At 67.4% G+C, this 20,740-nt stretch carries 21 protein-coding genes; 2 read left to right on the plus strand and 19 right to left on the minus strand.

What is annotated here, in order from left to right:
• Positions 1-22: 22 nt before the first annotated feature.
• From NN2_RS02970 to NN2_RS02980, 3 genes are all read right to left on the minus strand, one after another.
• Entirely contained in the window at positions 23-466 is a 444-nt protein-coding gene (locus tag NN2_RS02970; protein WP_030517328.1) for an OsmC family peroxiredoxin, read from the minus strand.
• A 114-nt stretch (positions 467-580) separates the two neighbouring features.
• Positions 581-1,429, minus strand: coding sequence for an ABC transporter permease subunit (locus tag NN2_RS02975; protein WP_063010112.1), 849 nt, complete (start codon positions 1,427-1,429; stop codon positions 581-583).
• Complete coding sequence (locus NN2_RS02980; protein ID WP_082856679.1) at positions 1,426-2,418, minus strand: ABC transporter ATP-binding protein; 993 nt, start codon at positions 2,416-2,418, stop codon at positions 1,426-1,428. The genes NN2_RS02975 and NN2_RS02980 overlap by 4 nt, the downstream gene beginning before the upstream one ends.
• A 126-nt stretch (positions 2,419-2,544) precedes the next feature.
• On the opposite strand from NN2_RS02980, the gene NN2_RS02985 reads away from it, so the two are divergent.
• Both NN2_RS02985 and NN2_RS02990 read left to right on the plus strand, forming a co-directional pair.
• Positions 2,545-3,756 (plus strand): sensor histidine kinase, encoded by a 1,212-nt coding sequence (locus tag NN2_RS02985; RefSeq protein WP_063010114.1) that lies wholly within the window; start codon positions 2,545-2,547, stop codon positions 3,754-3,756.
• Positions 3,753-4,418, plus strand: coding sequence for a response regulator transcription factor (locus NN2_RS02990; protein WP_063010116.1), 666 nt, complete (start codon positions 3,753-3,755; stop codon positions 4,416-4,418). Before NN2_RS02985 ends, NN2_RS02990 begins: the two co-directional genes overlap by 4 nt.
• Before the next feature lie 83 nt (positions 4,419-4,501).
• On the opposite strand, the gene NN2_RS02995 is transcribed toward NN2_RS02990, so the two are convergent.
• The 16 genes from NN2_RS02995 to NN2_RS03070 all read right to left on the minus strand — a co-directional run bounded on the left by NN2_RS02995 (position 4,502) and on the right by NN2_RS03070 (position 20,733).
• Entirely contained in the window at positions 4,502-5,350 is an 849-nt protein-coding gene (locus NN2_RS02995) for an LLM class flavin-dependent oxidoreductase (protein ID WP_063010118.1), read from the minus strand.
• A gap of 76 nt (positions 5,351-5,426) precedes the next feature.
• On the minus strand, positions 5,427-6,212 hold the full coding sequence (locus tag NN2_RS03000) for a phytanoyl-CoA dioxygenase family protein (RefSeq protein ID WP_063010120.1): 786 nt from the start codon (positions 6,210-6,212) through the stop codon (positions 5,427-5,429).
• Positions 6,213-6,358: 146 nt separating this feature from the next.
• A complete protein-coding gene (locus NN2_RS03005; protein ID WP_063010122.1) occupies positions 6,359-8,908 on the minus strand; it encodes an ATP-dependent Clp protease ATP-binding subunit in 2,550 nt (849 codons plus the stop codon).
• 327 nt (positions 8,909-9,235) lie between these two features.
• Complete coding sequence (locus tag NN2_RS03010) at positions 9,236-10,177, minus strand: esterase/lipase family protein (RefSeq protein WP_439955841.1); 942 nt, start codon at positions 10,175-10,177, stop codon at positions 9,236-9,238.
• Positions 10,178-10,321: 144 nt separating this feature from the next.
• Entirely contained in the window at positions 10,322-10,945 is a 624-nt protein-coding gene (locus NN2_RS03015) for an FHA domain-containing protein (protein ID WP_063010126.1), read from the minus strand.
• A 238-nt stretch (positions 10,946-11,183) separates the two neighbouring features.
• The gene (locus tag NN2_RS03020; RefSeq protein ID WP_030517338.1) at positions 11,184-11,549 is read right to left on the minus strand and encodes a histone-like nucleoid-structuring protein Lsr2; all 366 of its coding nucleotides are present in this window, start codon (positions 11,547-11,549) and stop codon (positions 11,184-11,186) included.
• A gap of 114 nt (positions 11,550-11,663) precedes the next feature.
• Positions 11,664-13,130, minus strand: coding sequence for a lysine--tRNA ligase (gene lysS / locus NN2_RS03025; protein ID WP_063010128.1), 1,467 nt, complete (start codon positions 13,128-13,130; stop codon positions 11,664-11,666).
• Between the two features lie 165 nt (positions 13,131-13,295).
• Positions 13,296-13,733, minus strand: coding sequence for a rhodanese-like domain-containing protein (locus NN2_RS03030; RefSeq protein WP_063010130.1), 438 nt, complete (start codon positions 13,731-13,733; stop codon positions 13,296-13,298).
• Complete coding sequence (locus tag NN2_RS03035) at positions 13,730-14,389, minus strand: cysteine dioxygenase (RefSeq protein WP_082856665.1); 660 nt, start codon at positions 14,387-14,389, stop codon at positions 13,730-13,732. Before NN2_RS03035 ends, NN2_RS03030 begins: the two co-directional genes overlap by 4 nt.
• 175 nt (positions 14,390-14,564) lie before the next feature.
• On the minus strand, positions 14,565-15,359 hold the full coding sequence (locus NN2_RS03040) for a type III pantothenate kinase (RefSeq protein ID WP_036497452.1): 795 nt from the start codon (positions 15,357-15,359) through the stop codon (positions 14,565-14,567).
• Between the two features lie 21 nt (positions 15,360-15,380).
• Complete coding sequence (panD, locus tag NN2_RS03045) at positions 15,381-15,800, minus strand: aspartate 1-decarboxylase (protein WP_030517343.1); 420 nt, start codon at positions 15,798-15,800, stop codon at positions 15,381-15,383.
• Positions 15,801-15,814: 14 nt separating this feature from the next.
• On the minus strand, positions 15,815-16,840 hold the full coding sequence (gene panC / locus NN2_RS03050; protein WP_082856666.1) for a pantoate--beta-alanine ligase: 1,026 nt from the start codon (positions 16,838-16,840) through the stop codon (positions 15,815-15,817).
• The gene (locus NN2_RS03055) at positions 16,840-17,823 is read right to left on the minus strand and encodes a Rossmann-like and DUF2520 domain-containing protein (protein WP_082856667.1); all 984 of its coding nucleotides are present in this window, start codon (positions 17,821-17,823) and stop codon (positions 16,840-16,842) included. The genes panC and NN2_RS03055 overlap by 1 nt, the downstream gene beginning before the upstream one ends.
• Before the next feature lie 213 nt (positions 17,824-18,036).
• Positions 18,037-19,020 carry an AurF N-oxygenase family protein gene (locus NN2_RS03060; RefSeq protein ID WP_030517346.1) on the minus strand — a complete coding sequence of 328 codons (984 nt, stop codon included), beginning with the start codon at positions 19,018-19,020 and terminating at the stop codon, positions 18,037-18,039.
• Between the two features lie 89 nt (positions 19,021-19,109).
• Positions 19,110-20,192 (minus strand): DUF6779 domain-containing protein, encoded by a 1,083-nt coding sequence (locus tag NN2_RS03065; protein ID WP_063010132.1) that lies wholly within the window; start codon positions 20,190-20,192, stop codon positions 19,110-19,112.
• A 70-nt stretch (positions 20,193-20,262) separates the two neighbouring features.
• Positions 20,263-20,733, minus strand: coding sequence for a DUF3180 domain-containing protein (locus tag NN2_RS03070; RefSeq protein ID WP_063010222.1), 471 nt, complete (start codon positions 20,731-20,733; stop codon positions 20,263-20,265).
• Positions 20,734-20,740 lie beyond the last annotated feature (7 nt).

A 20,740-nucleotide genomic window follows, 5' to 3' on the forward strand; every position in this document is an offset into this window, starting at 1 on the left:
GAGGTGCGCCGGTCGCCCCGGCTCAGCTTTCGAGGGCGGCGTCGAGTTCGATCGTCTCGACGCCGGCCAGAGCCTTGCTGACCGGGCAACCGGCCTTGGCGGTCTGGGCGGCCTGCTCGAAGCCGCCGGCGTCGATACCCGAGACCCGGCCGCGCACGGTCAGCTTGATCGCCGAGATGCGGAAACCGCCCGCGGGATCCGGGCCGAGCGTCACATCGGCATTCACGTCCAGGCTTTCGATGGTGCCGCCGGCAGCGCCGATCTGACCGGACAGCGCCATCGCGTAGCAGGACGAATGCGCGGCCGCGATCAGTTCCTCGGGGCTGGTGGTGCCCTCGGCGGTATCGGCGGTGCGCTTCGGGAACGAGACGTCGAATTTGCCGACACCGGAACTGGCCAGGTCGACCTGTCCGGAACCGTCCTGCAAGCCACCGGTCCATGCGGTACGCGCGCTGCGTGTAGGCATCGCTGTCCTTTCGTCGAGTGAGAATGAGCCGTCGCGATCGAACCTACTCGCCGCGCGCGCTCGACTCACCGCTGTCCGGCCCGGCGCGATTCCGGCGGGACGCCGCGGCGCTGTTCACGCCATATCGCGGCGCACCATCAGTGCCACTGTGCCGCAGGCGAATACCGCGATGTACACCGCCAGCACGACGAACGACGCCGGTCGGGACAGGATGTCCAGGACGCCCGGCGTCGCCGTGCCGCCCACGGTGCGCATGGCCCCGGCCGCCGAACCCGCCGCGGTCCCCGGCAGATGGTCGGTGAGCGCCCGGACAGGCGAGAAGATCGACGCGACACCGCGCAGCAGATTCTCCACGACGAGCACCCACACCAGGCCCAGGCCCACCGCCAGCGCCGGACCACGGGCGATCGCCGCGATCAGCGCGCCGGCCAGCGTCCACATACCGAGGATCACCACGCCGGTCGCGAGACCGAGCAGGGTGTGCGCGGCTGTCGGCAGCGTCGGCGTCCGATGCTCGGCGGCCCCGATCATCGCGGCCACCCCGGTATCCACCACGAACGCCGCACCGACCAGGCCCACCACCACGCTCATCAGGGAAACCACGGTTCCGCCGACCACCGCACGACGCGAGGGTCCCTGGGTGAAAACGGTTTTCCAACTGCCCCAGCCGTATCCGCTTCCCACCACCAGCGCGCCCAGGACGAGCATGAGCGCACCGCCGAACATCGCCATGCCCTGGGTGAACACCTCCGGCACGGCCGCGGGCAGCATCAACTGCAACAGCACCTCGCGCGGCTGCCCGTTCGACATCCGGGAACTGCTGCCCGAGGTGTAGGCCAGATAGTTGAACAGATACGCGAAAACGAGATTCAGCGCGATCCAGGTGCCGAGCACGATCCAGAACGCGGGCCACTTCCGCAGCCGTGCGAATTCGGCCCTGGTGCAGGCCACTACGTCGTTCATCGGTGCTCCTGTTTCGTCATCTCGAAAAACACTTCCTCCAGCGACTTTTCGTCGGTGCGCAGTTCCAGCAGATCCGCGCCGGATGCGATCACCGCGCGCGCCACCTCGGGCGCCATTGCCCTGCCGGCATCGACTCTGATGCCGGCGGCGGTCGGTAACGCACGGTGTTCGCCCACCACCCGGCGCACCGCCGGATAGGCCTTCTCCATCGGCTCGGCGCGCACGAGAAGTGTCGCCGCACCGCGTAATTGGCTCACGGTCGATTCGGTGAGCAACCTCCCGCCGGAGATGACGCCGACCCGATCGCAGATTTCCTGCACCTCGCTGAGCAGATGCGAGGAGAGCACGACGGTGTGCCCGTCGGCGGCCAAACCGGTCACCAGTTCTCGCATTTCGGCCATTCCGGCCGGGTCCAGACCGTTGGTCGGCTCGTCGAGAATGAGCAGATCCGGGTTGCCGAGCAGGGCCGCGCCGACACCGAGGCGCTGCTTCATGCCGAGCGAGTAGGTGCGGAACCGATCGCCTGCCCGGTCGGCGAGTCCGACTCGCGCCAGGATCTCGTCCACCTCGGCGAATCGGTCGCGAGGCCGGGAACCGGCGGTGCGCTCGGTCAGGTGGTAGCGGGCCAGCACGCGCAGGTTGTCGCGGCCGGACAGGTACGGATAGAAGCCGGGCCCTTCGATCAGAACGCCGATGCGCCGCAACGACTCCCGTTCGCCCGGATTCAGGCCCAGCACCGTCGCGGTACCGGAGGTCGGCGCGATCAGCCCGACGAGCATCCGCAGCGTCGTCGTCTTACCGGCGCCGTTGGGGCCGAGAAATCCGTAGATCTCGCCGCGGCGCACGGTCATGGAGACGGCGTCGACTGCCGTGTGGTCGCCGTACTTCTTGGTGAGAGACTCGGTAACCACGACCTCGGTGGCGCTGGCCCGGGTCCGCGTGACCGTGCCGGGGAGTTCGCCGGCCGGATCGGCATTCGATCTGTTCATATCTCGACCATCCGCTTCGACCCGCGCCGACACATCCGCCGGGGCGCCCGGCTCGGCGTACGTATCTGGACGTAATTCGCGGCGCGCGGGCTCGTGCGGCGACGCGGCGGGGTTACCGTTCGAACTGTGCAGTCGAGTAAACGGCCCGGCGCCCGGGATGTGCTGCTGTGCGTCGTCGTGGCCGTCGTCCAGCTGGGCGGCGGGCATGCGGCGAATGCGCATCAGTCCGGCGTGCGTCCACTGGATGCGCTGGGATATGCGCTGCTGGTGGCCGGCCCGCTGCTGTTGACGATGCGCGCGAGGTATCCCCGGGCGGTCTTCGTGGGCGTGCTCGCGGTCACCGTCGCCTATCTGCTGGTCGGCTACGGTTACGGGCCGGTCTTCGTATCGCTGGTCATCGCCTTCCTGACCGCGACCTCGCGCGGCTCCCGCTGGTACACCTATCCGCTGGTGCCGCTGGGATTCCTGCTGATGGTGTGGCCGGTGCCCGCGCTGCGCGGCCACGGGCCCGGGGGCTGGCCGGTCGTCGGCATCCTGGCCTGGCTCGTGGTGCTGATCGCGATCGCCGAGGGCATCCGGCAGCGGCGTTCGGCGCTGATCGCGCGGCGGCAGCGCGTCGAGGCTGCCCGGCGCAACCGGGAAGCCGAGCGTGCCCGTGAACTGGCCGAGCGCGAACAGCGCGCGGCCCAGGAACGGCTGGCCATCGCGCGCGAACTGCACGATGTGCTCGCCCACAGCCTGTCGCTGATCAATGTCCAGTCGTCGGTGGCGCTGGAACTGCTCGACCGCAAACCCGAACAGGCCGCGACCGCCCTTTCTGCGATCAAAGAGGTCAGCCGCGATGCGCTCGGCGAGGTGCACAGTCTGCTGCGCTCGATCCGCGCCGGCGCGGAAACCGTTGCGGCGCCGACCAGCCCGGCGGTCGGCATCGGCGACCTGGAATCATTGCTGGCTCCGATGCGCGCCGCCGGCACCCCGGTCCACACCCGCATTTCCGGCACACCGCGCCGGGTGCCGGTGGTGGTCGACGTCGCCGCCGCCCGCATCGTGCAGGAATCGCTGACCAATGTGCTGCGGCATGCGCCCGGCGCGGAAGCGACCGTGGCTGTGGCTTATTCGCCGAGCGAGCTGTGCATCACTGTGGACAACGAGCGCTCCCCGAATTCTCCACAGTCGTCCACAACCGGTGGCGGGAACGGAATTCCGGGCATGATCGAACGCGCCCGCGCACTGGGTGGCGAGCTCTCGGCAGCACCGCGGCCGGACGGCGGGTTCGCCGTGCGGGCCCGGCTGCCGATTCCGGATCGGCCGGACGCCGGCCTACAGGAGGTGTCGTGAACGAGATCCGCGTCCTGGTCGCCGACGACCAGGCTCTGGTTCGCGCGGGATTCGCCGCGCTGCTGGACGCCCAGGACGGCATCGAGGTCGTCGGGGAGGCCGGCGACGGCGACCAGGCCCTGCGGATGACCCGGGAGCTGCATCCCGATGTGGTGCTGATGGATGTCCGCATGCCGGTCCTCGACGGCCTGTCGGCCACCCGCGAGATCGCCGCCGACCCCGGCCTGTCCGAGGTGAAGGTCGTGGTACTCACCACCTTCGAACTCGACGAATACGTCTTCGAAGCCGTGCGCGCGGGCGCCACCGGGTTCCTGGTCAAACACACCGAACCCGCGGATCTGGTGAAGGCGGTGCGCGTGGTGGCCGCCGGGGACGCGCTGCTCTCGCCCAGCGTCACCCGCCGCCTGGTCGCCGAATTCGCCACCCACGCCAAACCCGCGCCCGCCGCGGCGCTGTCGGAGCTCACCGATCGGGAGCGCGAGGTGATGGCGCTGGTCGCGGAAGGGCTCACCAATGCCGAAATCGGCCGGCGCCTCTTCATGAGCCCCGCCACCGCTCGCACTCACGTGAGCCGAATCCTGGTGAAACTCAACGCCCGTGATCGAACGCAACTCGTGGTCCTTGCCTACGAGTCGGGGGTGGTCCGCCCCGGCTGGCAGTAATTCGGGGTCGGTCGCGGCTCCGGGTCAGCGACCGAATTCCGCGGCCACCGGGATCACCTCGCGCCCGAGCACCTCCAGGGACGTCAGCTCGTCGACGCCGCCACCCGTCCGATCACCAGATCGATTCCCACCTCCGCCATCCGCTCCAGCTGCCCCAGCACCTGGCCCACGCCGCCACCGCTCGGCCCGAGATCGAAGGCGAAGACGCAGCTCTTGCGGATCTCGCGCGGATCGCGGCCGATCTCCGCGCACAGCCGGTCCAGCAGTTCGATCTTGCTCGCCAGCTCCGGCCCCGGCCGCAGACTCGCCACATCCGCGTAGCGCGCCACCAGCGGCAATGTGCGCCGCTCACCGTCGCCGCCGACGAGCACGGGTGGATGCGGGCGATGTCCGCCCGCCGGCGGATTCCGCACCACCTGCGGAGCGTTCAGCGGGCGCTCGACGTGAAAGTGCTTGCCGGATACGGGTTCCGGACCGCCCCGCGCACCGGTCCACATGGCCCGGCAGATCCGCAGCGCCTCCTCCAGCATGTCGTAGCGGTCGCGCAGCGGCGGGAACGGCAGGCCGTACCCTTCAACATCGCCGGTGGAGGTGCCCGTCCCGATTCCCAGCCAGGCCCGGCCGCCGGACAGCACATCCAGGGTGGTGACCAGCTTTCCGAGCATGGCCGGATGCCGATAGTGCACCCCCGACACCACCGCGGTCAGCTCCACCCGCGAGGTGTGCGCCGCGATGAACGACAGTGTCGAATACGCCTCCAGCACATTCTGTTCCACCCGTCCCAGCCATGGGCTCTGCCAGAGATGATCACCCACCGCGACGACTGAGAACCCGCTGTCCTCGGCCGTGTGGACGACCTCGGCCAGGCGCGATCCGATGCGTTCGGAGGGGGTATCCAGCGCGAAGTTCGTCAGATGCAATCCGATATCCATGACTTTCACCCTCTGCCTCGCGGCAGCGCGAATCATCCGTCCGGAGAACACATCCCGGGTACGTCCCCGCGCGTAGTCAGCGGGTGACGCCGAGCTCGAGTCCCTGTCGGATCGCCTGCTCCACCGGCGAATACGCACCGTCGGGCCGGTCCAGCACGCACGGTTCGTGCAGCAGCAGCGGCGGCTGGGCCATGAATTTCGGGTTCCGGCCTCGATGCGCCTGGGCGGCATGCACCAGGAACGGATGGCACAGATACACATCTCCGGCCCGACCGGTCGCCGCCATTTCCGGAAGGTCCGCGGTGGCGGCGAAGTCCTCGACCAGGTCCGACATCGCGACTCCGGCCACACCGTACGGTTCCAGCACCTTCGCCATGCGCAGATGCGAGCCCATCCGGATCCGTGTCGGCGCATCGTCGGGGCCGACATCGGAGAACAGGAACAGCATCAGCAGCCCCCGCCCCTGCGACCGCACGTTGATGCGCCACCGCAGATAGTCCTGCGGATCCTCGCCCGGGAAACTCGCATCGATATGCCATCCGTCGTCACCCGGCGGCTGCTCGCTGGGGAAGCGAATCGGGAAGGTGCCCAGTCCCTGAGCGGCGACCCATCGGCCCGCACCGACCAGCCGATCGCACGCCTGGGCCAGCAGTGGGCTGCGCGCGGCCCGGGCGAACGGCGGGTCCGCGAAACCGGGCAGCCGGACCACCGGCCGCGTCCACGTTCCGGAATCCGCCGGATCGCATCCGGTCGCGCGCCAGAGTATTTCCCGCGCCTCGGCCGCGGTGGACTCGGAGAACGCACCCTCCACTCGGACGAAACCGTCGGAGATGAAGTCTTGCACCTCGGCATCGGTCAGCACACAGCCCTCATTCCGCTCGCGAACATCGCCAGCATGGAACAGGTTCCCGCGCGGCCGCCACTCATTTTCAGGGCAGGCAGCCGCGGATACGACGATGCCGGCCACCCCGTCGGGGTGGCCGGCATCGGTCGGTTCGTACGGACTACTTACTCGCCCGAGGCCTCCGGAGCGGTCTCACCGGCGCCGGCCAGCGCCGCGACCGGTTCGGCTTCCGCCTTGGCGGGCTTGGCCTTACCGGCGAAGGTGAACTTGGCATCCTCGCCGGCGCCCTCGCCGTCCCAGTTCTCGACGTCGACCTCGACGATCTGGCCGGGGCCGATCTCGCCGAACAGGATCTTCTCCGAGAGCTGATCCTCGATCTCGCGCTGGATGGTCCGGCGCAGCGGGCGAGCGCCCAGCACCGGATCGAAACCGCGCTTGGCGAGCAGGCTCTTGGCCTTCTCGGTGAGCTCGATCTCCATATCCTTGTTCCGCAGCTGCGTCGCGACGCGGTTGATCATCAGATCCACCATCTCCACGATCTGCTCGTTGGTGAGCTGGTGGAAGACGATGACGTCGTCGATACGGTTGAGGAACTCCGGACGGAAGTGCTTCTTCAGCTCGTCGTTGACCTTGAGCTTCATCCGCTCGTAGTTCGAGCCCTCGGCGTTGGACTGCGAGAAGCCCAGACCCACGGCCTTCGAGATATCCGAGGTGCCGAGGTTCGAGGTGAAGATCAGCACCGTGTTCTTGAAGTCCACGGTCCGGCCCTGGCCGTCGGTGAGGCGGCCGTCCTCCAGCACCTGCAACAGGGTGTTGTAGATCTCCTGGTGGGCCTTCTCGATCTCGTCGAACAGCACGACCGAGAACGGCTTGCGGCGCACCTTCTCGGTGAGCTGGCCGCCCTCCTCGTAGCCGACGTAGCCCGGAGGGGCACCGAACAGCCGCGAGGCGGTGAAGCGGTCGTGGAACTCGCCCATGTCGATCTGGATGAGCGCGTCGTCGTCGCCGAACAGGAAGTTCGCCAGCGCCTTGGACAGCTCGGTCTTACCGACGCCGGACGGACCGGCGAAGATGAACGAACCGGACGGACGCTTCGGATCCTTCAGGCCGGCGCGAGTACGGCGGATGGCCTTCGACACGGCCTTGACCGCGTCCTCCTGGCCGATGATCCGCTTGTGCAGCTCGTCCTCCATGCGGAGCAGACGGGTGGTCTCCTCCTCGGTGAGCTTGAACACCGGAATACCGGTCCAATTGGCCAGCACCTCCGCGATCTGCTCGTCGTCGACCTCGGCCACGACGTCCAGATCACCGGAACGCCACTGCTTCTCCCGCTCGGCGCGCTTGGCGACGAGCTGCTTCTCCTTGTCGCGCAGCCGCGCGGCCTTCTCGAAGTCCTGCGCGTCGATGGCGCTTTCCTTCTCCCGGCGGGCATCGGCGATCTTGTCGTCGAATTCGCGCAGGTCCGGCGGAGCGGTCATCCGGCGGATGCGCATCCGCGCGCCCGCCTCGTCGATCAGGTCGATCGCCTTGTCCGGCAGGAACCGGTCGTTGATGTACCGGTCGGCCAGCGTGGCCGCGGCCACCAGCGCACCGTCGGTGATGGACACCCGGTGGTGCGCCTCGTAGCGGTCGCGCAGGCCCTTCAGGATGTTGATGGTGTGCTCGACCGTCGGCTCGCCCACCTGGACCGGCTGGAACCGGCGCTCCAGGGCGGCGTCCTTCTCGATGTACTTGCGGTACTCGTCGAGGGTGGTGGCACCGATGGTCTGCAGCTCACCGCGGGCCAGCTTCGGCTTCAGGATCGAGGCCGCGTCGATCGCGCCCTCGGCGGCACCCGCACCCACGAGCGTGTGCAGCTCGTCGATGAACAGGATGATGTCGCCGCGGGTGTTGATCTCCTTGAGCACCTTCTTCAGGCGCTCCTCGAAATCACCGCGGTAGCGGCTGCCCGCGACCAGGGAACCCAGGTCGAGGGTGTAGAGCTGCTTATCCTTCAGCGTCTCCGGCACCTCGCCGTTGACGATGGCCTGAGCGAGACCCTCGACGACGGCGGTTTTACCGACGCCGGGCTCACCGATCAGGACCGGGTTGTTCTTGGTGCGGCGGCTCAGCACCTGCATGACGCGCTCGATCTCCTTCGAGCGGCCGATGACCGGGTCGAGTTTGCCTTCGAGTGCGGCCTGGGTCAGGTTGCGGCCGAACTGGTCGAGGACCAGCGAGGTGGACGGGGTCCCGGATTCGCCACGAGCACCGGACTCCACCGCCTCCTTACCGCCCTGGTAGCCGGACAGCAGCTGGATGACCTGCTGCCGCACCCGGTTGAGGTCGGCGCCCAGCTTCACCAGCACCTGGGCCGCGACGCCTTCGCCCTCACGAATCAGGCCGAGCAGAATGTGCTCGGTGCCGATGTAGTTGTGGCCGAGCTGCAGCGCCTCGCGCAGGCTCAGCTCCAGCACCTTCTTGGCCCGGGGGGTGAAGGGGATGTGACCGGACGGCGCCTGCTGGCCCTGTCCGATGATCTCCTCCACCTGGCTGCGCACACCCTCGAGCGAAATTCCCAGCGACTCCAGGGACTTCGCCGCGACACCCTCACCCTCGTGGATCAGGCCCAGCAGGATGTGCTCGGTGCCGATGTAGTTGTGGTTGAGCATCCGAGCCTCTTCTTGGGCCAGGACAACGACCCGCCGCGCGCGGTCGGTGAACCTCTCGAACATCGCTCCCTCACTTCCTGCTCCGCTATCCACGGCATCCGGCGCTGCTGTTGTGCTTCGTGCTTCACACCTGTGGCGCCAGCCTGCCATGAAGCCCTGGGGTTGCATCCCCCGCCTCTACTGTAGTTGGCGGGGGTCACGGCCGTCGTCCGTCTACCCTATTGCGAACGGGCGACAACGCGAGTCATACCGTTCTAACGCGGCTCCAACCCGGAACGTTTCCCCAGCAACTACGCCCACAGCTGAATTTTCGGGCCCCCTTCCCGACGTCGGGGTTCGCGGCCCCGAAACTCGGCCGCGAATCTCCGCGCGACGTCCTCGCCGACGGAACTATCCGGTGAGCGGTGGGATGAAATGGCAGGGCACGGGGTGCGGATCGTCCGGATCCAGGGCGTTGAGCGCGAACGCGGCCGCCCGGTCGCTGCCCGCGATGCCGGCGTGCTCCGAATAGTCCGACGCGCAGCCGTCCTGGACCACGATGTTCGTCGTCGTCGGTCCGGGCACCAGGGCAACGGTGTACGGGACCACCAGCTCGTCGTAGCGGGTCTCGATATTGGTGTAGGTGACGTCCGGGTCGTAGACGCCGTCGGCGTTCAGGGAGCGGAGGAAATCCGTACTGCCCGTCATCTGCGCGCAGGCGGCACAGGGGCTCACGCCCAGGACGCCGTCGAAGGCCGGCTCCGCGCCCAGGCGCCGCGCGAAATCGCGAGCCGGATCGATCACCGGGCCGAAGGTGCCCAGCCACGGCGCGGCGATCGCCACGAACTTGTCGACCTTGTCCGAACCGCCCAGCCGCTTGACGAAGTAGTTGCCCACCAGATTGCCCTGCGAATGCGCGATCAGATCGACCTTCGCGGCGCCGGTCGCCGCCAGCACCCGGTCCACGAACTCCGCGAGCTGCGCCGAACTGTCCTCGATCGGCCGCATGCCGCCGATCGCCGAGAGCGGCCACGGCAGGTCGTAGGCGCCGTAGGTCAGCGAGTAGACGCAATATCCCTCGTTGGCCAGCAGCGGCGCGTACACGCCCCAGTTCGTCTGCGCCCCGCCGCCGGTGCCGTGCACCAGCACCACGGGTTCGGGATGCGCGGCGCTGGGCCGGCACGACCAGTCGTCGGCGCCGGGCAGGGAACCACCCGGATTTCGCAGCTCGTACGGAATGCCGGAGAAGAAGTTGTAGTCCACCGGATATTCGGCGTGGGCCGCCGCTGCGGCGGTCACCCACAGGGTGCTCAATACCGCCAGGACGAGGATGGATCCGGGTAACCGGCGCAGCAGACGCGGCGCACGCACGGGACGAGACGACATCGAGAGCTCCAAAAACTAGAACGCGTTTCAACACGCTAGCGGGAGCAGGGAACCGTGCGGATCGATACCGGCGGGTAACCGGAATCGCGCGTCACATCCGGCGGACGGATCTCAGAGGTCGCGCTGCGAGATGATGCCGTTCTGGATGGCCAGCGCCGCCAGCCGCACCCGCTTCTGATTCTGCGGCAGATCCTCGACGCCGAACTTCGAAAACAGCGCGCGCAGATGGGTTTTGATCGCATCCACGCTCAGATACAACTCGTCGGCGATCTGCTGATTGGAGGCGGGCGTGGCGAATTCGGTATTGCCGCGGTACGGGCGGCACAGCGCGATCAGAACCGCGCGCTGCGTATCGGTGAGTGAACGGGGACTCGGCACCGAGCCGACGGAAGTCCGGGTCGCGTCGTCGACCGTACCGGTGTAATCGTGAAACGACAGCATCGAGGTCCCGACCCGGATGCGGTCGCCGGCCTCCAGCCGGCGGCGGCCGGCCAGCCGCTCGCCGTTGACGAAGGTGCCGTTGCGCGAGAGTCCGTCGTCGACGATCGTCCAGTGCGCGCCGAGGTATTCCACTGCCGCATGCAGTCGCGACACCTCGGCGTCCCAGCCCAGGGACAGATCTGCCTGCGGCGAACGCCCGATGGTGATGCGCTGATGATCCGGGGTCAGCGTCAGTTCGTGGCGGCGGCCGGTGTCGTCGATGAACCGGAGAAACGATTCGTGAATATTCGTCACCGCGTTGCTACCCCCACCCTCGTACCGCCAGTGACGTGGTCTGCATAGGCCCCATGGTGCCGCGCCGACGCGGCGACGAGCAAGATCACCACGCCGGGACCGTCCGGGTACGGCCGCACCGAAATACCGCGACCGCACGGAAATACCGCCGAGGCATCGAAATGCCGCTGCCGCCCGGACGTCGCACGATTCCTCCGGGCGGCAGCGGCACAGACGCAGCCGGGTCTTTTCGACCGCACTAGTTGTTGCGGCCGACTTCCTTGTGGTAGCTCTCCACGACATCGGCGGAGATGCGACCGCGCGCGGAAACCTTGTGGCCCTTACGCCGCGCCCACTCCCGAATTGCCGCACTCTGTTCGCGATCCATGGAAACTCGGCCCTTCGGCGCACCGGTGGTCGCACCGACCGGCTTGCTGCGCCGGCGACCGCTCACCCGGCGGGCATTGGCAACCCACACGTCCAGCCCGTCCCGCAGCTTCGCCGCATTCGCCGCCGACAGGTCGATCTCGTACGAAACACCGTCGATCGCGAACTCGATGGTCTCGTCCGCAATGGACTCACCATCGACATCGTCGATCAGGCTAACGGTGACCTTCTTTGCCATGAGATGAACGTCCTCTCGAAATCGTGCGACCCGGATACCAGGCCGATGCCCGAGTCGAGAATACCTCTAGATACGAAATTTCCAAGACGGGGAATCGGCATTCAAACCCGGTACTCAGCGACCGGACGGACGCACAATTGGGAACAGTATGGTTTCCCGGATTCCGAGTCCGGTCAGTGCCATCAGCAACCGATCGATTCCCATACCGGTACCGGTTGTCGGCGGCATACCGTGTTCCATGGCGGCGAGGAAGTCCTCGTCCAGCCGCATGGCCTCCTCGTCACCGGCGGCGGCGAGTCTGGCCTGGTCGACAAAACGTTCCCGCTGTACGACCGGATCCACGAGTTCCGAATAGCCCGTAGCCAACTCGAATCCGCGGACATACAGATCCCACTTCTCCGTGACGCCCGGCTTACTGCGATGCTGGCGCGTCAAGGGTGAGGTCTCCACCGGGAAGTCCCGCACGAAAGTGGGCGCATAGAGCTTGTCGCCATAGCTGTGTTCCCACAGTTCCTCGACAAGTTTGCCGTGGCCGTAACCCTTGTCCGGAGGAATTTCCAGACCGACCCGATCGGCTAGCGCGAGCAATTCCGGAACAGTAGTTTCCGGCGTTACCTCGACCCCCAGCGAATCGGATAGCGAGGGATACATCTCGATGGTGTTCCACTCACCACTCAGGTCGTATTCCGTACCGTCGGCGAGTGTGACGACCTGAGTGCCGAAGACCTCTTGTGCGACTTCCTGGATCAATTCCCGCATCATCCGCGCGGAATCGTCGTAGGTGCCGTAGGCCTCATAAGTTTCCAACATCGCGAACTCGGGCGAATGCGTCGAGTCGGCGCCCTCGTTACGGAAGTTGCGATTGACCTCGAAGACCTTCTCGATCCCGCCCACCACGCAGCGCTTCAGGAACAACTCCGGCGCGATGCGCAGATACAGATCCATATCCAGCGCATTGGAATGGGTGACGAACGGACGCGCCGCCGCACCTCCGTGCAAAGTCTGCAGCATCGGCGTCTCTACCTCGAGGAAACCCCTGCGCTCCAACGCATTTCGCAGTGCGCGCACGGCCGCCACCCGGGTGCGGGCCATCTCCCGCGCCTCCGGGCGCACGATGAGGTCGACATAGCGCTGGCGGACCCGCGACTCCTCGCTCATCTCCTTGTGCGCCACCGGCAGCGGACGCAGCGATTTGGCCGCCATCGACCACGAATCGGCCATCACGCTCAATTCGCCGGTGCGGGAGGAAATCACTTCGCCGTGCACGAAGACGAAATCGCCCAGATCGACATCGGCCTTCCACGCCGCCAGCGCATCGGCGCCGACACCGTTCAGGCTGATCATCGCCTGCAGCTTGGTGCCGTCCCCCTCCTGCAGCGTGGCGAAGCAGAGCTTGCCGGTATTGCGCATGAAGATGACCCGGCCGGCCACGCCGGCCTGCACGCCGGTGCTGGTGTCGGGCTCGAGGTCGGGATAGGCGGCGCGGATCTCGGCGAGGGTGTGGGTCCGCGGCACCACCACCGGATACGGCTCTACGCCCGCGTCGAGCAGCCGCTCACGCTTCTCCCGGCGGATCCGCATCTGCTCGGGAACGTCGACTTCCGCTGCGGCAGGATGCGATTGCCCCGCAGGAACCCGGCCCGCGGAGCCACCGGACGAAGGGCTTTTCGGGGTGCTCACAGCGAACCACCCTATCGTGCGCCGGAAATCGTTCTGCGCGCGCCCGACCCCCGCTCACCCGGGCTATTACAGCGAGACGAGTGCGGTGATCTCACCGGCCAGATGCGGTGCGCCGGCGGCCACCGACAGCAGCCCCGCGGCCTTTACCGCCTGGTAGCCACCGACCAGATCGGTGGCCCGGTGCAGACCCAGCTGCTGCAGTGTGGCTGCCGCCAAACTGGAGGTGTAACCCTCCGAGCAGACGATCACCCATTCGCGATCGTGATCGGTGGCCAGGGCGAGCCGTGCGGGGCTGGTAGGGTCCAGCCGCCACTCCAGCACATTGCGCTCGATCACCAGGGCGCCCGGCAGGGTGCCCTCCTTGACCCGCTGGGCCTGCGGACGGATGTCGACCAGCAGGGCGCCGCGCGCGATCGCCTCCGGCAATTCGAACGCGTACATGCGCGTCAATCGCGCACGCGCCGCCTCCAGCATGTCGTTGATGGTGAGATGCGGGTACGTCATTTCACATCGCCTTCGGGCTGGTCGGTGAGCAAGGTCCGGGTACGTCGCAGCGTCCCGTGGCCGGTCACCTCGTAATACGACATGGCGGACAGAGGTGGTGAATACGCGTGCACCGAGAGCGTCGGATTCGACGGCTCGGGCACACCCGCGAACTGATCCGGGGCACGCACCACGTCGTGCACCCAGCCGAGCGGGAACGAGGCCTGATCACCGGCGGTGAGAGTGCGCTGGCGCAATTCCTTGCCGTTCCAGCGGAATTCCGAGAGCGCACCGCTCAGCACGGTGAGCGCGCCGAGCGAGCCGGCGTGGTCGTGCAATTCCGTCGACCGGTCCGGCACCCAGCTGATCAGCCAGACATCGACCTCGTCGTCGGCGAGAAGCCGGACGGCCCAACGGTTTTCGGTGGGCCACACGCCACCGGACGGCAGCAGGTGGTCGAAGCGGCCCGCCATGACGTCCTCGGCGCCCTCGTCGGTCAGCCGCAGCAGATCCGCCGGGCGCAGCCGGGTCGGCAATGCGGACGACACCGAGCGATCGGTGATCTCGGCGGTGAGGCGGTTGGCCGGACGAGCGGGCGGCAACTGCCCCGTCCGACGCCGCGCGGCATCACCGCTCGCGACGGAGGTAACAGCAGAGGTGAGGACAGAGGAACGCATGAGCGAAGCTCCAGGAGTAGTGGACGGCCGAGGGCGGATACGCAGCCTCGACAATCAGCCGAGGCGAATCAGCCTCGACAACACTCCTGGGTGCTCACGCGGAAAGTCACGAGCCGAAGTCTAGCAGGGTGACCAGCGCGTGCAAGGCGGTGTGTTTCACCCCATAGCGCGCCGGTCACGGGCGGCGGCGCTGCTGGTTGCGCTCGTAGACCAGACGGAGGCCGTCCAGGGTCAGATGCGGCTCATGGTGGTCGATGGTCTCGGATTCGGGGACGATCAGCGGTGCGGTCGGGCCCGTCGCCACCACCGACACATCGTCACCGGCGAAGGCGTCGAGTTCGTCGCGAATCCGGTCGATCAAACCGTCCACCAGGCCCGCGAAGCCGAATACCGCGCCGGACTGCATACACTCCATGCTGTTCTTCCCCACCACCGAACGCGGGCGGGTCAGTTCCGCGCGCCGCAGCGCACTCCGGGCCACCAGCGCCTCGGTGGAGATCTCCACGCCGGGGGCGATCGTCCCGCCGAGGAACTCGCCCTTCGCCGACACCAGGTCGACACAGATGGCGGTGCCGAAATCGACCACGATCGCCGGCGACTCGAAACGATGATATGCCGCAAGGCAATTCACGATCCGGTCCGCGCCGACCTCTTTCGGATTGTCGACCAGCAGCGGGATTCCGGTGCGCACACCGGGTTCCACCAGCACGTGCGGCACGTGCGACCAGTAGCGACCCAACATGGTGCGCAACTCCCGCAGCACCGGCGGCACCGTCGACAAGGCCGACACCCCGACCACCTGGTCCAGCCGCTCGCCCACCAAACCCCGCACCTGCATGGCGAATTCGTCGGCGGTCAGCAGCGGATTGGTGTGCACGCGCCAGGTGTGCACCAGCTCCGCATGCGCACCACTGCCCGAGAACAGGCCGATCTCGATACTGGTGTTGCGGACGTCGATCGTCAGCAGCATCCTCGCCCCGCTGCCCGCGGCTCAGGCGAAGGTCAGCGAGCGCGGCGAGGTCAACCCCGAACCCTCCGGGGCGTGCGCCGGGTCCGAACCCAGCTCCACCGGACGGTTGCGGTCGTCGACGAACACCACCCGCGGCTGGTACTCGCGCAGCTCGGCCTCGTCCATCATGCCGTAGGCGATCAGGATGACGAGATCACCCGGATTCACCAGATGCGCTGCTGCGCCGTTGATTCCGATCACGCCCGAACCGCGCTCACCGGCGATCACATAGGTTTCCAGCCGGGCGCCGTTGTCGATGTCGACGATGCAGACCTGCTCACCCTCGAGCAGATCGGCGGCGTCCATCAGATCCGGGTCCACGGTCACCGAACCCACATAGTGCAGATCGGCGTGAGTCACCGTGGCACGGTGGATCTTCGACTTCATCATGGTGCGCAACATCGTGGTCGCCTTTCCTATGCGTCGGCCTGGGCAGGCTGGAAATCGGGGACAGCGTTGTGGCCGTCGGCGGGTGCGACGGGTCCGGAGGCGGCAGCCTGCGTAACCACGGAGGGCCCCGCGGACGCCGCATCGGACACCGCGGGAGGGACGGAAACGGGCACGTTGTCGATCAGGCGGGTGGCGCCGATGCGGGCGGCCACCAGCAGGCGAGCGTTCCCGCTGCTCGGAATGGGGCCCAGATCCGAACCACGCAACTCCAGATAGTCGACGTCGACACCGGTCGCACCGTCGAGCACCGAACGAGCCGCGGCCAGAACCGCGTCGGGCCCGCGCCCCGCCGCATGCCGGCCCGCGGCCAGCGCGGCGGACAGTGTGATCGCCAACTCGCGCTGCTGTTCGTCCAGGTAGCGGTTGCGCGAGGACAGCGCCAGGCCGTCGGACTCGCGCACCGTGGGCACCGCGACGATATCGACGTCGAAGTTCAGATCCCGGACCATCTGCCGGATCAACGTCAGCTGCTGATAGTCCTTCTCGCCGAAGAACGCCTCGTGCGGACGCACGATCTGCAGCAGTTTCGCCACCACCGTCAGCATCCCGGCGAAATGGGTCGGGCGGCTGGCGCCCTCCAATTCGGCGCCGAGCGGTCCCGGATGGACCGAGGTGCGCGGGCCGTCCGGATACATCTGGGCGACGCTCGGCGCGAACACCAGCGCCACGCCCTCCTCGCGCAGCAGCGCCACATCGCTGTCGAGGGTGCGCGGGTACTTGTCGAAGTCCTCGTTCTCACCGAATTGCAGCGGGTTGACGAAGATCGACACCACCACAACCTGATTCGTGCGCTTGGCGCGGCGCACCAACTCCAGATGGCCCTCGTGCAAAGCACCCATCGTCGGCACCAGCGCGACCGTGCGACCGACCCCGCGCAGTGCGGAGGTCACCGCCGAAACACCGGCCGGCTCGTGGACGACCGTGAGCTCGCCCGGGCGATACAGCTTGCGCAGCTGCTCCGGGGTCAGCTTCTTCGCTCCCGAATTCGACATCAGTATCCCTCCAGCAGGCCGATCAGATCCGGATTCGTGCGGGCCAGCTGCGCCGTGCGCAGCGACATCGCGCGATAGCCGGCCGCCAGTTCCGGATCGGCCGCGGCCAGTGCCTCCAGGTGCGTCGAGACGGCGAGGGCGTCACCCCGCGCCACCGGACCGGTCAGCGCAGGCAGGCCGCGCCGCAGCGCGTTGTCCAGCGCCGCCGAGACCAGCGGCGCCAACATCCGCTCCGCCAATCCGTTGGGCTGGTCGTCGACTACCTGCTGCCCCAGCAGGCCCGGACCCTCCAGCGCCGCCCGCAACGCCGCGACCGCATCGACGATCAGGGTGACCAGATGATTACTGCCGTGCGCGAGAGCCGCGTGGTACAGCGCGCGATTCTCCTCCGGGACCCGCACCGGCTCGCCGCCCATCTCGATCACCAGCGACTGCGCGATGGCATAGCCGATCTCGTCGGCCGCGGTGATGCCGAAACAGGCATTCGCCAGGCGGGCGGTGTCCTCGTCGTGGCCGGTGAAGGTCATCGCCGGATGGATCGCCAGCGGGCGGACATCGGTCAGCGGGGACAGGACGGCCACACCGTTGGCCCCCGAGGTATGCGCGACGATCGTTCCCGGACGGACCACCCGCGCCGCCGCCAAACCGGCCACCAGACCGGGCAGTTCACTGTCCGGTACGGCCAGGATCAACAGTTCGCTGCGCGCCGCGATCTCCTCGGCCGGCAAGATCTGCGATTCCGGCAACCGCGTGTGCGCCCGATGCCGCGACGCATCGGAAATCGCCGACACCCCGAACACCACGTGCCCGGCCCGCTCCAGCGCGACACCCAGCGCCGAACCCACCCGGCCCGCCGACACGATGCCGACCGTCAGCCGGGCCGGCGCCGGATCACTGCCTGGTACAGCGGACGAGCCCGAGACCGCAGGCGCGGCGGGGCGCGACGAATCGGCCTCGTCGGGCCGCGAAAAATCGGAGGTCACCGTTGTCCTCTCGGAAGGCGTTCCAGTCCCGCATGGCGGGTACCGGACGTTACGAGTCGAGAATAGGTAGTGACCGGGGGCGCTGCCAGAGGACCCGCGCGTGATATTTCCCTCAGTAGATTCGGCCTGCGCTTCGCTCCGGACCTTTGGCCTCCGCTTCGCTTCGGATCTTTGGCTTCCGCTTCGCTTCGGCAGGGGTCTCGGCTGCCGCCCTTACGCGGCCTTGCGGGCGGGTTCGCTGCGGTAGCGGGAGGTGGGGCCGTGGATGCCCAGGAGGCGCCAGGCGACCTTGGCCACGGGGTTCATCAGGCCGCTGGTGGTGGCCAGTGCTCGGACGTCGCCGAAGATGTTGCGCATGGTGACCTGGGATTCGGTGCTGCCCCAATAGGCCTCGCGCATCACCTCCGCGGGGATGTCGAACTTCTCCACGAACTCCTTGGGCGGAGTCATGATCATGTCGAGCATGATCCGCATCGCGGTCGGGAAGAGCAGCGACAGCACGAACTTCGTGGCCGGATTCATGCCGGGCACGTTGCGGCGCAGATATTCGTGTGCGAACGAGATGTGGCGCGCCTCTTCCGCCACGTGGATCTGCATCACCCGCTGCACCATCGGATGCAGGTCGGTACCGGCGCGCAGCAGCGACTTCTGCAGGTGGTCGATGGGTTCCTCACCGCCGAGGATCATCGTGAAGAACAGTTCCGGGAAGTACTTCACGGCCGGCCAGATGATCATGGTCAGCTTGCGGTCGACGGTGCCCATGCCGACCACATCCTCGCCGATGCGGTTGATCATCTCCTGGAACATCATCGTGTGGTTGCACTCTTCGGCCGCCTCGTGCGTCACGTAGCGGAATTCCGGATCACCGTTGGGCACCGACACCAGGTACTGCATCAGACCGCGGATCAGCAGTTGCTCGAAGTCCAGGCCGACCTTGGCGATACCGGCCTGGCGCCACATACCCATGGCGATTTTGCGTTCCACCGGCTGCGCCTTGTACCAGGGATGGCGTCCCAGCGGATCCTCGTCCGGCATGATCCAGCGGGTGTCGGTGGGATCGACCGCGAATTCCGGTGAATCCCAATCGATGTCGACGTAGGGGTCGAAGTTCTTGTGCACCGACCCCTCGGACAGACCGCGCAGGATCTCGTGATACTCGGGATCGGCCGACGTGTTCTTTACGGCAGTGGACAGCATCTTCGGTGTCTCCTTCGCAGTACTCTCCTGCGAAAGTTACCGATACTTAGCGTCACATGCAACCTGTTTCACAGGCGTGATCGCGGGCATTACGAGCTGTTCTGCTCCGATCGCAGATTCGCCATGATCTCCGCGACGGTGAGTTTGCGCCCCGGCTGATCCTCGTCGGAATCGGCGTGGCGACGACGGCGGGAACCGGCGGTACCCATGGTCGTCGTGGGCTGGACGGGAGCCAGCCGCGGCACCGAGGAACTCGGGCGCGAGTCGCCGGACTCCGTGGTCGCCGGCTCGGAAGTACCGTTCGCCGACGCGGTGGCGGATTTCGCCGAGCTCGCCGAGGGATCGTCGATCTGCCGGTCGCCGGACGGGGCCGATCCGGACTCCGGCGACAGGAGCTCCGACGGCTGAGACTCCGGCAGCTGAGACTCCGACGATCCGGACTGCGCTTCCCCACCCTGGCGACCGCCGTTTCCGTCGCCGTTCACCGACGGTCCGGACGAAACCCCCTCCTCATCCAGCGCCTCCGCCGACACCACGGCGGTCTCGGCCGTCACCGGATCGTCGTACGGACTGGCGAAGGCCGGGGGTTCGGGATGATCGGGATCGAAGACCGGCGAGACCACGTGCAGCGGCACGGCAGGTGCGCTCCACGCGTCCCAGGTGTCGGTTTCCTGCGAGCTACCGTTCGCCACGGTCGCGTGGGTGAGCTCCTGCACCCGCACGGCCTCGGCGCGCAGCGCCGGTCGGTCGACCAGTAGGTCGCCGTCGAACAGCCGCTGCAGACTTTCGCGCAACACGGTCAGTTCGCTGCGCAGCGCGGCCAGTTCGGCGGCGTCCGCGCCGACCTCCCGGCGCACCCGCGATTCGACACCGAGTTCGTATTCGCGGCGGGCGGTGATCTCGCGTTCGAGCTGCAACTCGTAGACCTTCTGCAGGTCACGAGCCTTGGCCTGATCGATCGCCGCATCCCGGCGATAGCGGGTCGCCGCCAGCGCGGCCACCGCGGCGGCCCACAGAGCCGCGACCAAACCGACCCGGACCAACTGCACATTGTTGCTGAAAATCAGAAACACACTGGCAATCAGACCGAGCAGAATTAATACGCCGACGACGATTTTTCCCGCGTTGTCCCGCTGTCGCGGGGAAGCACTGCTACGGGAGGGTGAAACCATGTCCGCAAGGGTAGCTCGAATAGCGGATTCCGGCGCGCAGCCGGTCCGGAACTCCACTCGATTGCGTTAGCTATGAGGTAGCCGGTTCGTCTGGTGGCTCATGTGGCGCGCGGCAGCAATACTCCAGCCACAGCGCGGCGGCGACCAGCACCACACCGGCGATCAAACCCACGATGGCGCCGGGGGTGTCCGAGGCGGCCGCGCGGATATCCGACCGCTGCGGCAGCACCCAGATCAAAAAGCCCAGCCACACGCCGGCCGCCAGGGACCCCACCTGCGCCGAAGCCTTCGCCAGCGCCACCGCGCGGGCCGCGGTGATCGGATGCAACTGTTTCGGCCCGTCACCGATGCGGTGATCGCCGACGCGGGCGCGAATCACGAACGCCAGCACCGCTTCCACGGCGGCCACCGGATACAGCGAGGCGGCCGCGATCACCGTGATCGGCGGAAAGCTCGAATAGGCCCACCGAGTCGCCACCCACGCCACCGCGGCGGCGATCACGACATTGGCGAGCAGATCCAGAATTTTGGTCGGCCTCATGACGTTC

This window comes from Nocardia nova NBRC 15556 (assembly GCF_001613005.1).
In the GTDB taxonomy this organism is placed as follows: domain Bacteria; phylum Actinomycetota; class Actinomycetes; order Mycobacteriales; family Mycobacteriaceae; genus Nocardia; species Nocardia nova.

What these genes read in the sequence shown, in the direction of transcription:
- NN2_RS02970 (WP_030517328.1), bottom strand. Translation starts at nt 466, where the DNA reads ATGCCTACACGCAGCGCGCGTACCGCATGGACCGGTGGCTTGCAGGAC.
- NN2_RS02975 (WP_063010112.1), bottom strand. Translation starts at nt 1,429, where the DNA reads ATGAACGACGTAGTGGCCTGCACCAGGGCCGAATTCGCACGGCTGCGG.
- NN2_RS02980 (WP_082856679.1), bottom strand. Translation starts at nt 2,418, where the DNA reads ATGAACAGATCGAATGCCGATCCGGCCGGCGAACTCCCCGGCACGGTC.
- NN2_RS02995 (WP_063010118.1), bottom strand. Translation starts at nt 5,350, where the DNA reads ATGGATATCGGATTGCATCTGACGAACTTCGCGCTGGATACCCCCTCC.
- NN2_RS03005 (WP_063010122.1), bottom strand. Translation starts at nt 8,908, where the DNA reads ATGTTCGAGAGGTTCACCGACCGCGCGCGGCGGGTCGTTGTCCTGGCC.
- NN2_RS03020 (WP_030517338.1), bottom strand. Translation starts at nt 11,549, where the DNA reads ATGGCAAAGAAGGTCACCGTTAGCCTGATCGACGATGTCGATGGTGAG.
- lysS (WP_063010128.1), bottom strand. Translation starts at nt 13,130, where the DNA reads ATGCGGATCCGCCGGGAGAAGCGTGAGCGGCTGCTCGACGCGGGCGTA.
- NN2_RS03030 (WP_063010130.1), bottom strand. Translation starts at nt 13,733, where the DNA reads ATGACGTACCCGCATCTCACCATCAACGACATGCTGGAGGCGGCGCGT.
- NN2_RS03035 (WP_082856665.1), bottom strand. Translation starts at nt 14,389, where the DNA reads ATGCGTTCCTCTGTCCTCACCTCTGCTGTTACCTCCGTCGCGAGCGGT.
- NN2_RS03040 (WP_036497452.1), bottom strand. Translation starts at nt 15,359, where the DNA reads ATGCTGCTGACGATCGACGTCCGCAACACCAGTATCGAGATCGGCCTG.
- panD (WP_030517343.1), bottom strand. Translation starts at nt 15,800, where the DNA reads ATGTTGCGCACCATGATGAAGTCGAAGATCCACCGTGCCACGGTGACT.
- panC (WP_082856666.1), bottom strand. Translation starts at nt 16,840, where the DNA reads ATGTCGAATTCGGGAGCGAAGAAGCTGACCCCGGAGCAGCTGCGCAAG.
- NN2_RS03060 (WP_030517346.1), bottom strand. Translation starts at nt 19,020, where the DNA reads ATGCTGTCCACTGCCGTAAAGAACACGTCGGCCGATCCCGAGTATCAC.
- NN2_RS03065 (WP_063010132.1), bottom strand. Translation starts at nt 20,192, where the DNA reads ATGGTTTCACCCTCCCGTAGCAGTGCTTCCCCGCGACAGCGGGACAAC.
- NN2_RS03070 (WP_063010222.1), bottom strand. Translation starts at nt 20,733, where the DNA reads ATGAGGCCGACCAAAATTCTGGATCTGCTCGCCAATGTCGTGATCGCC.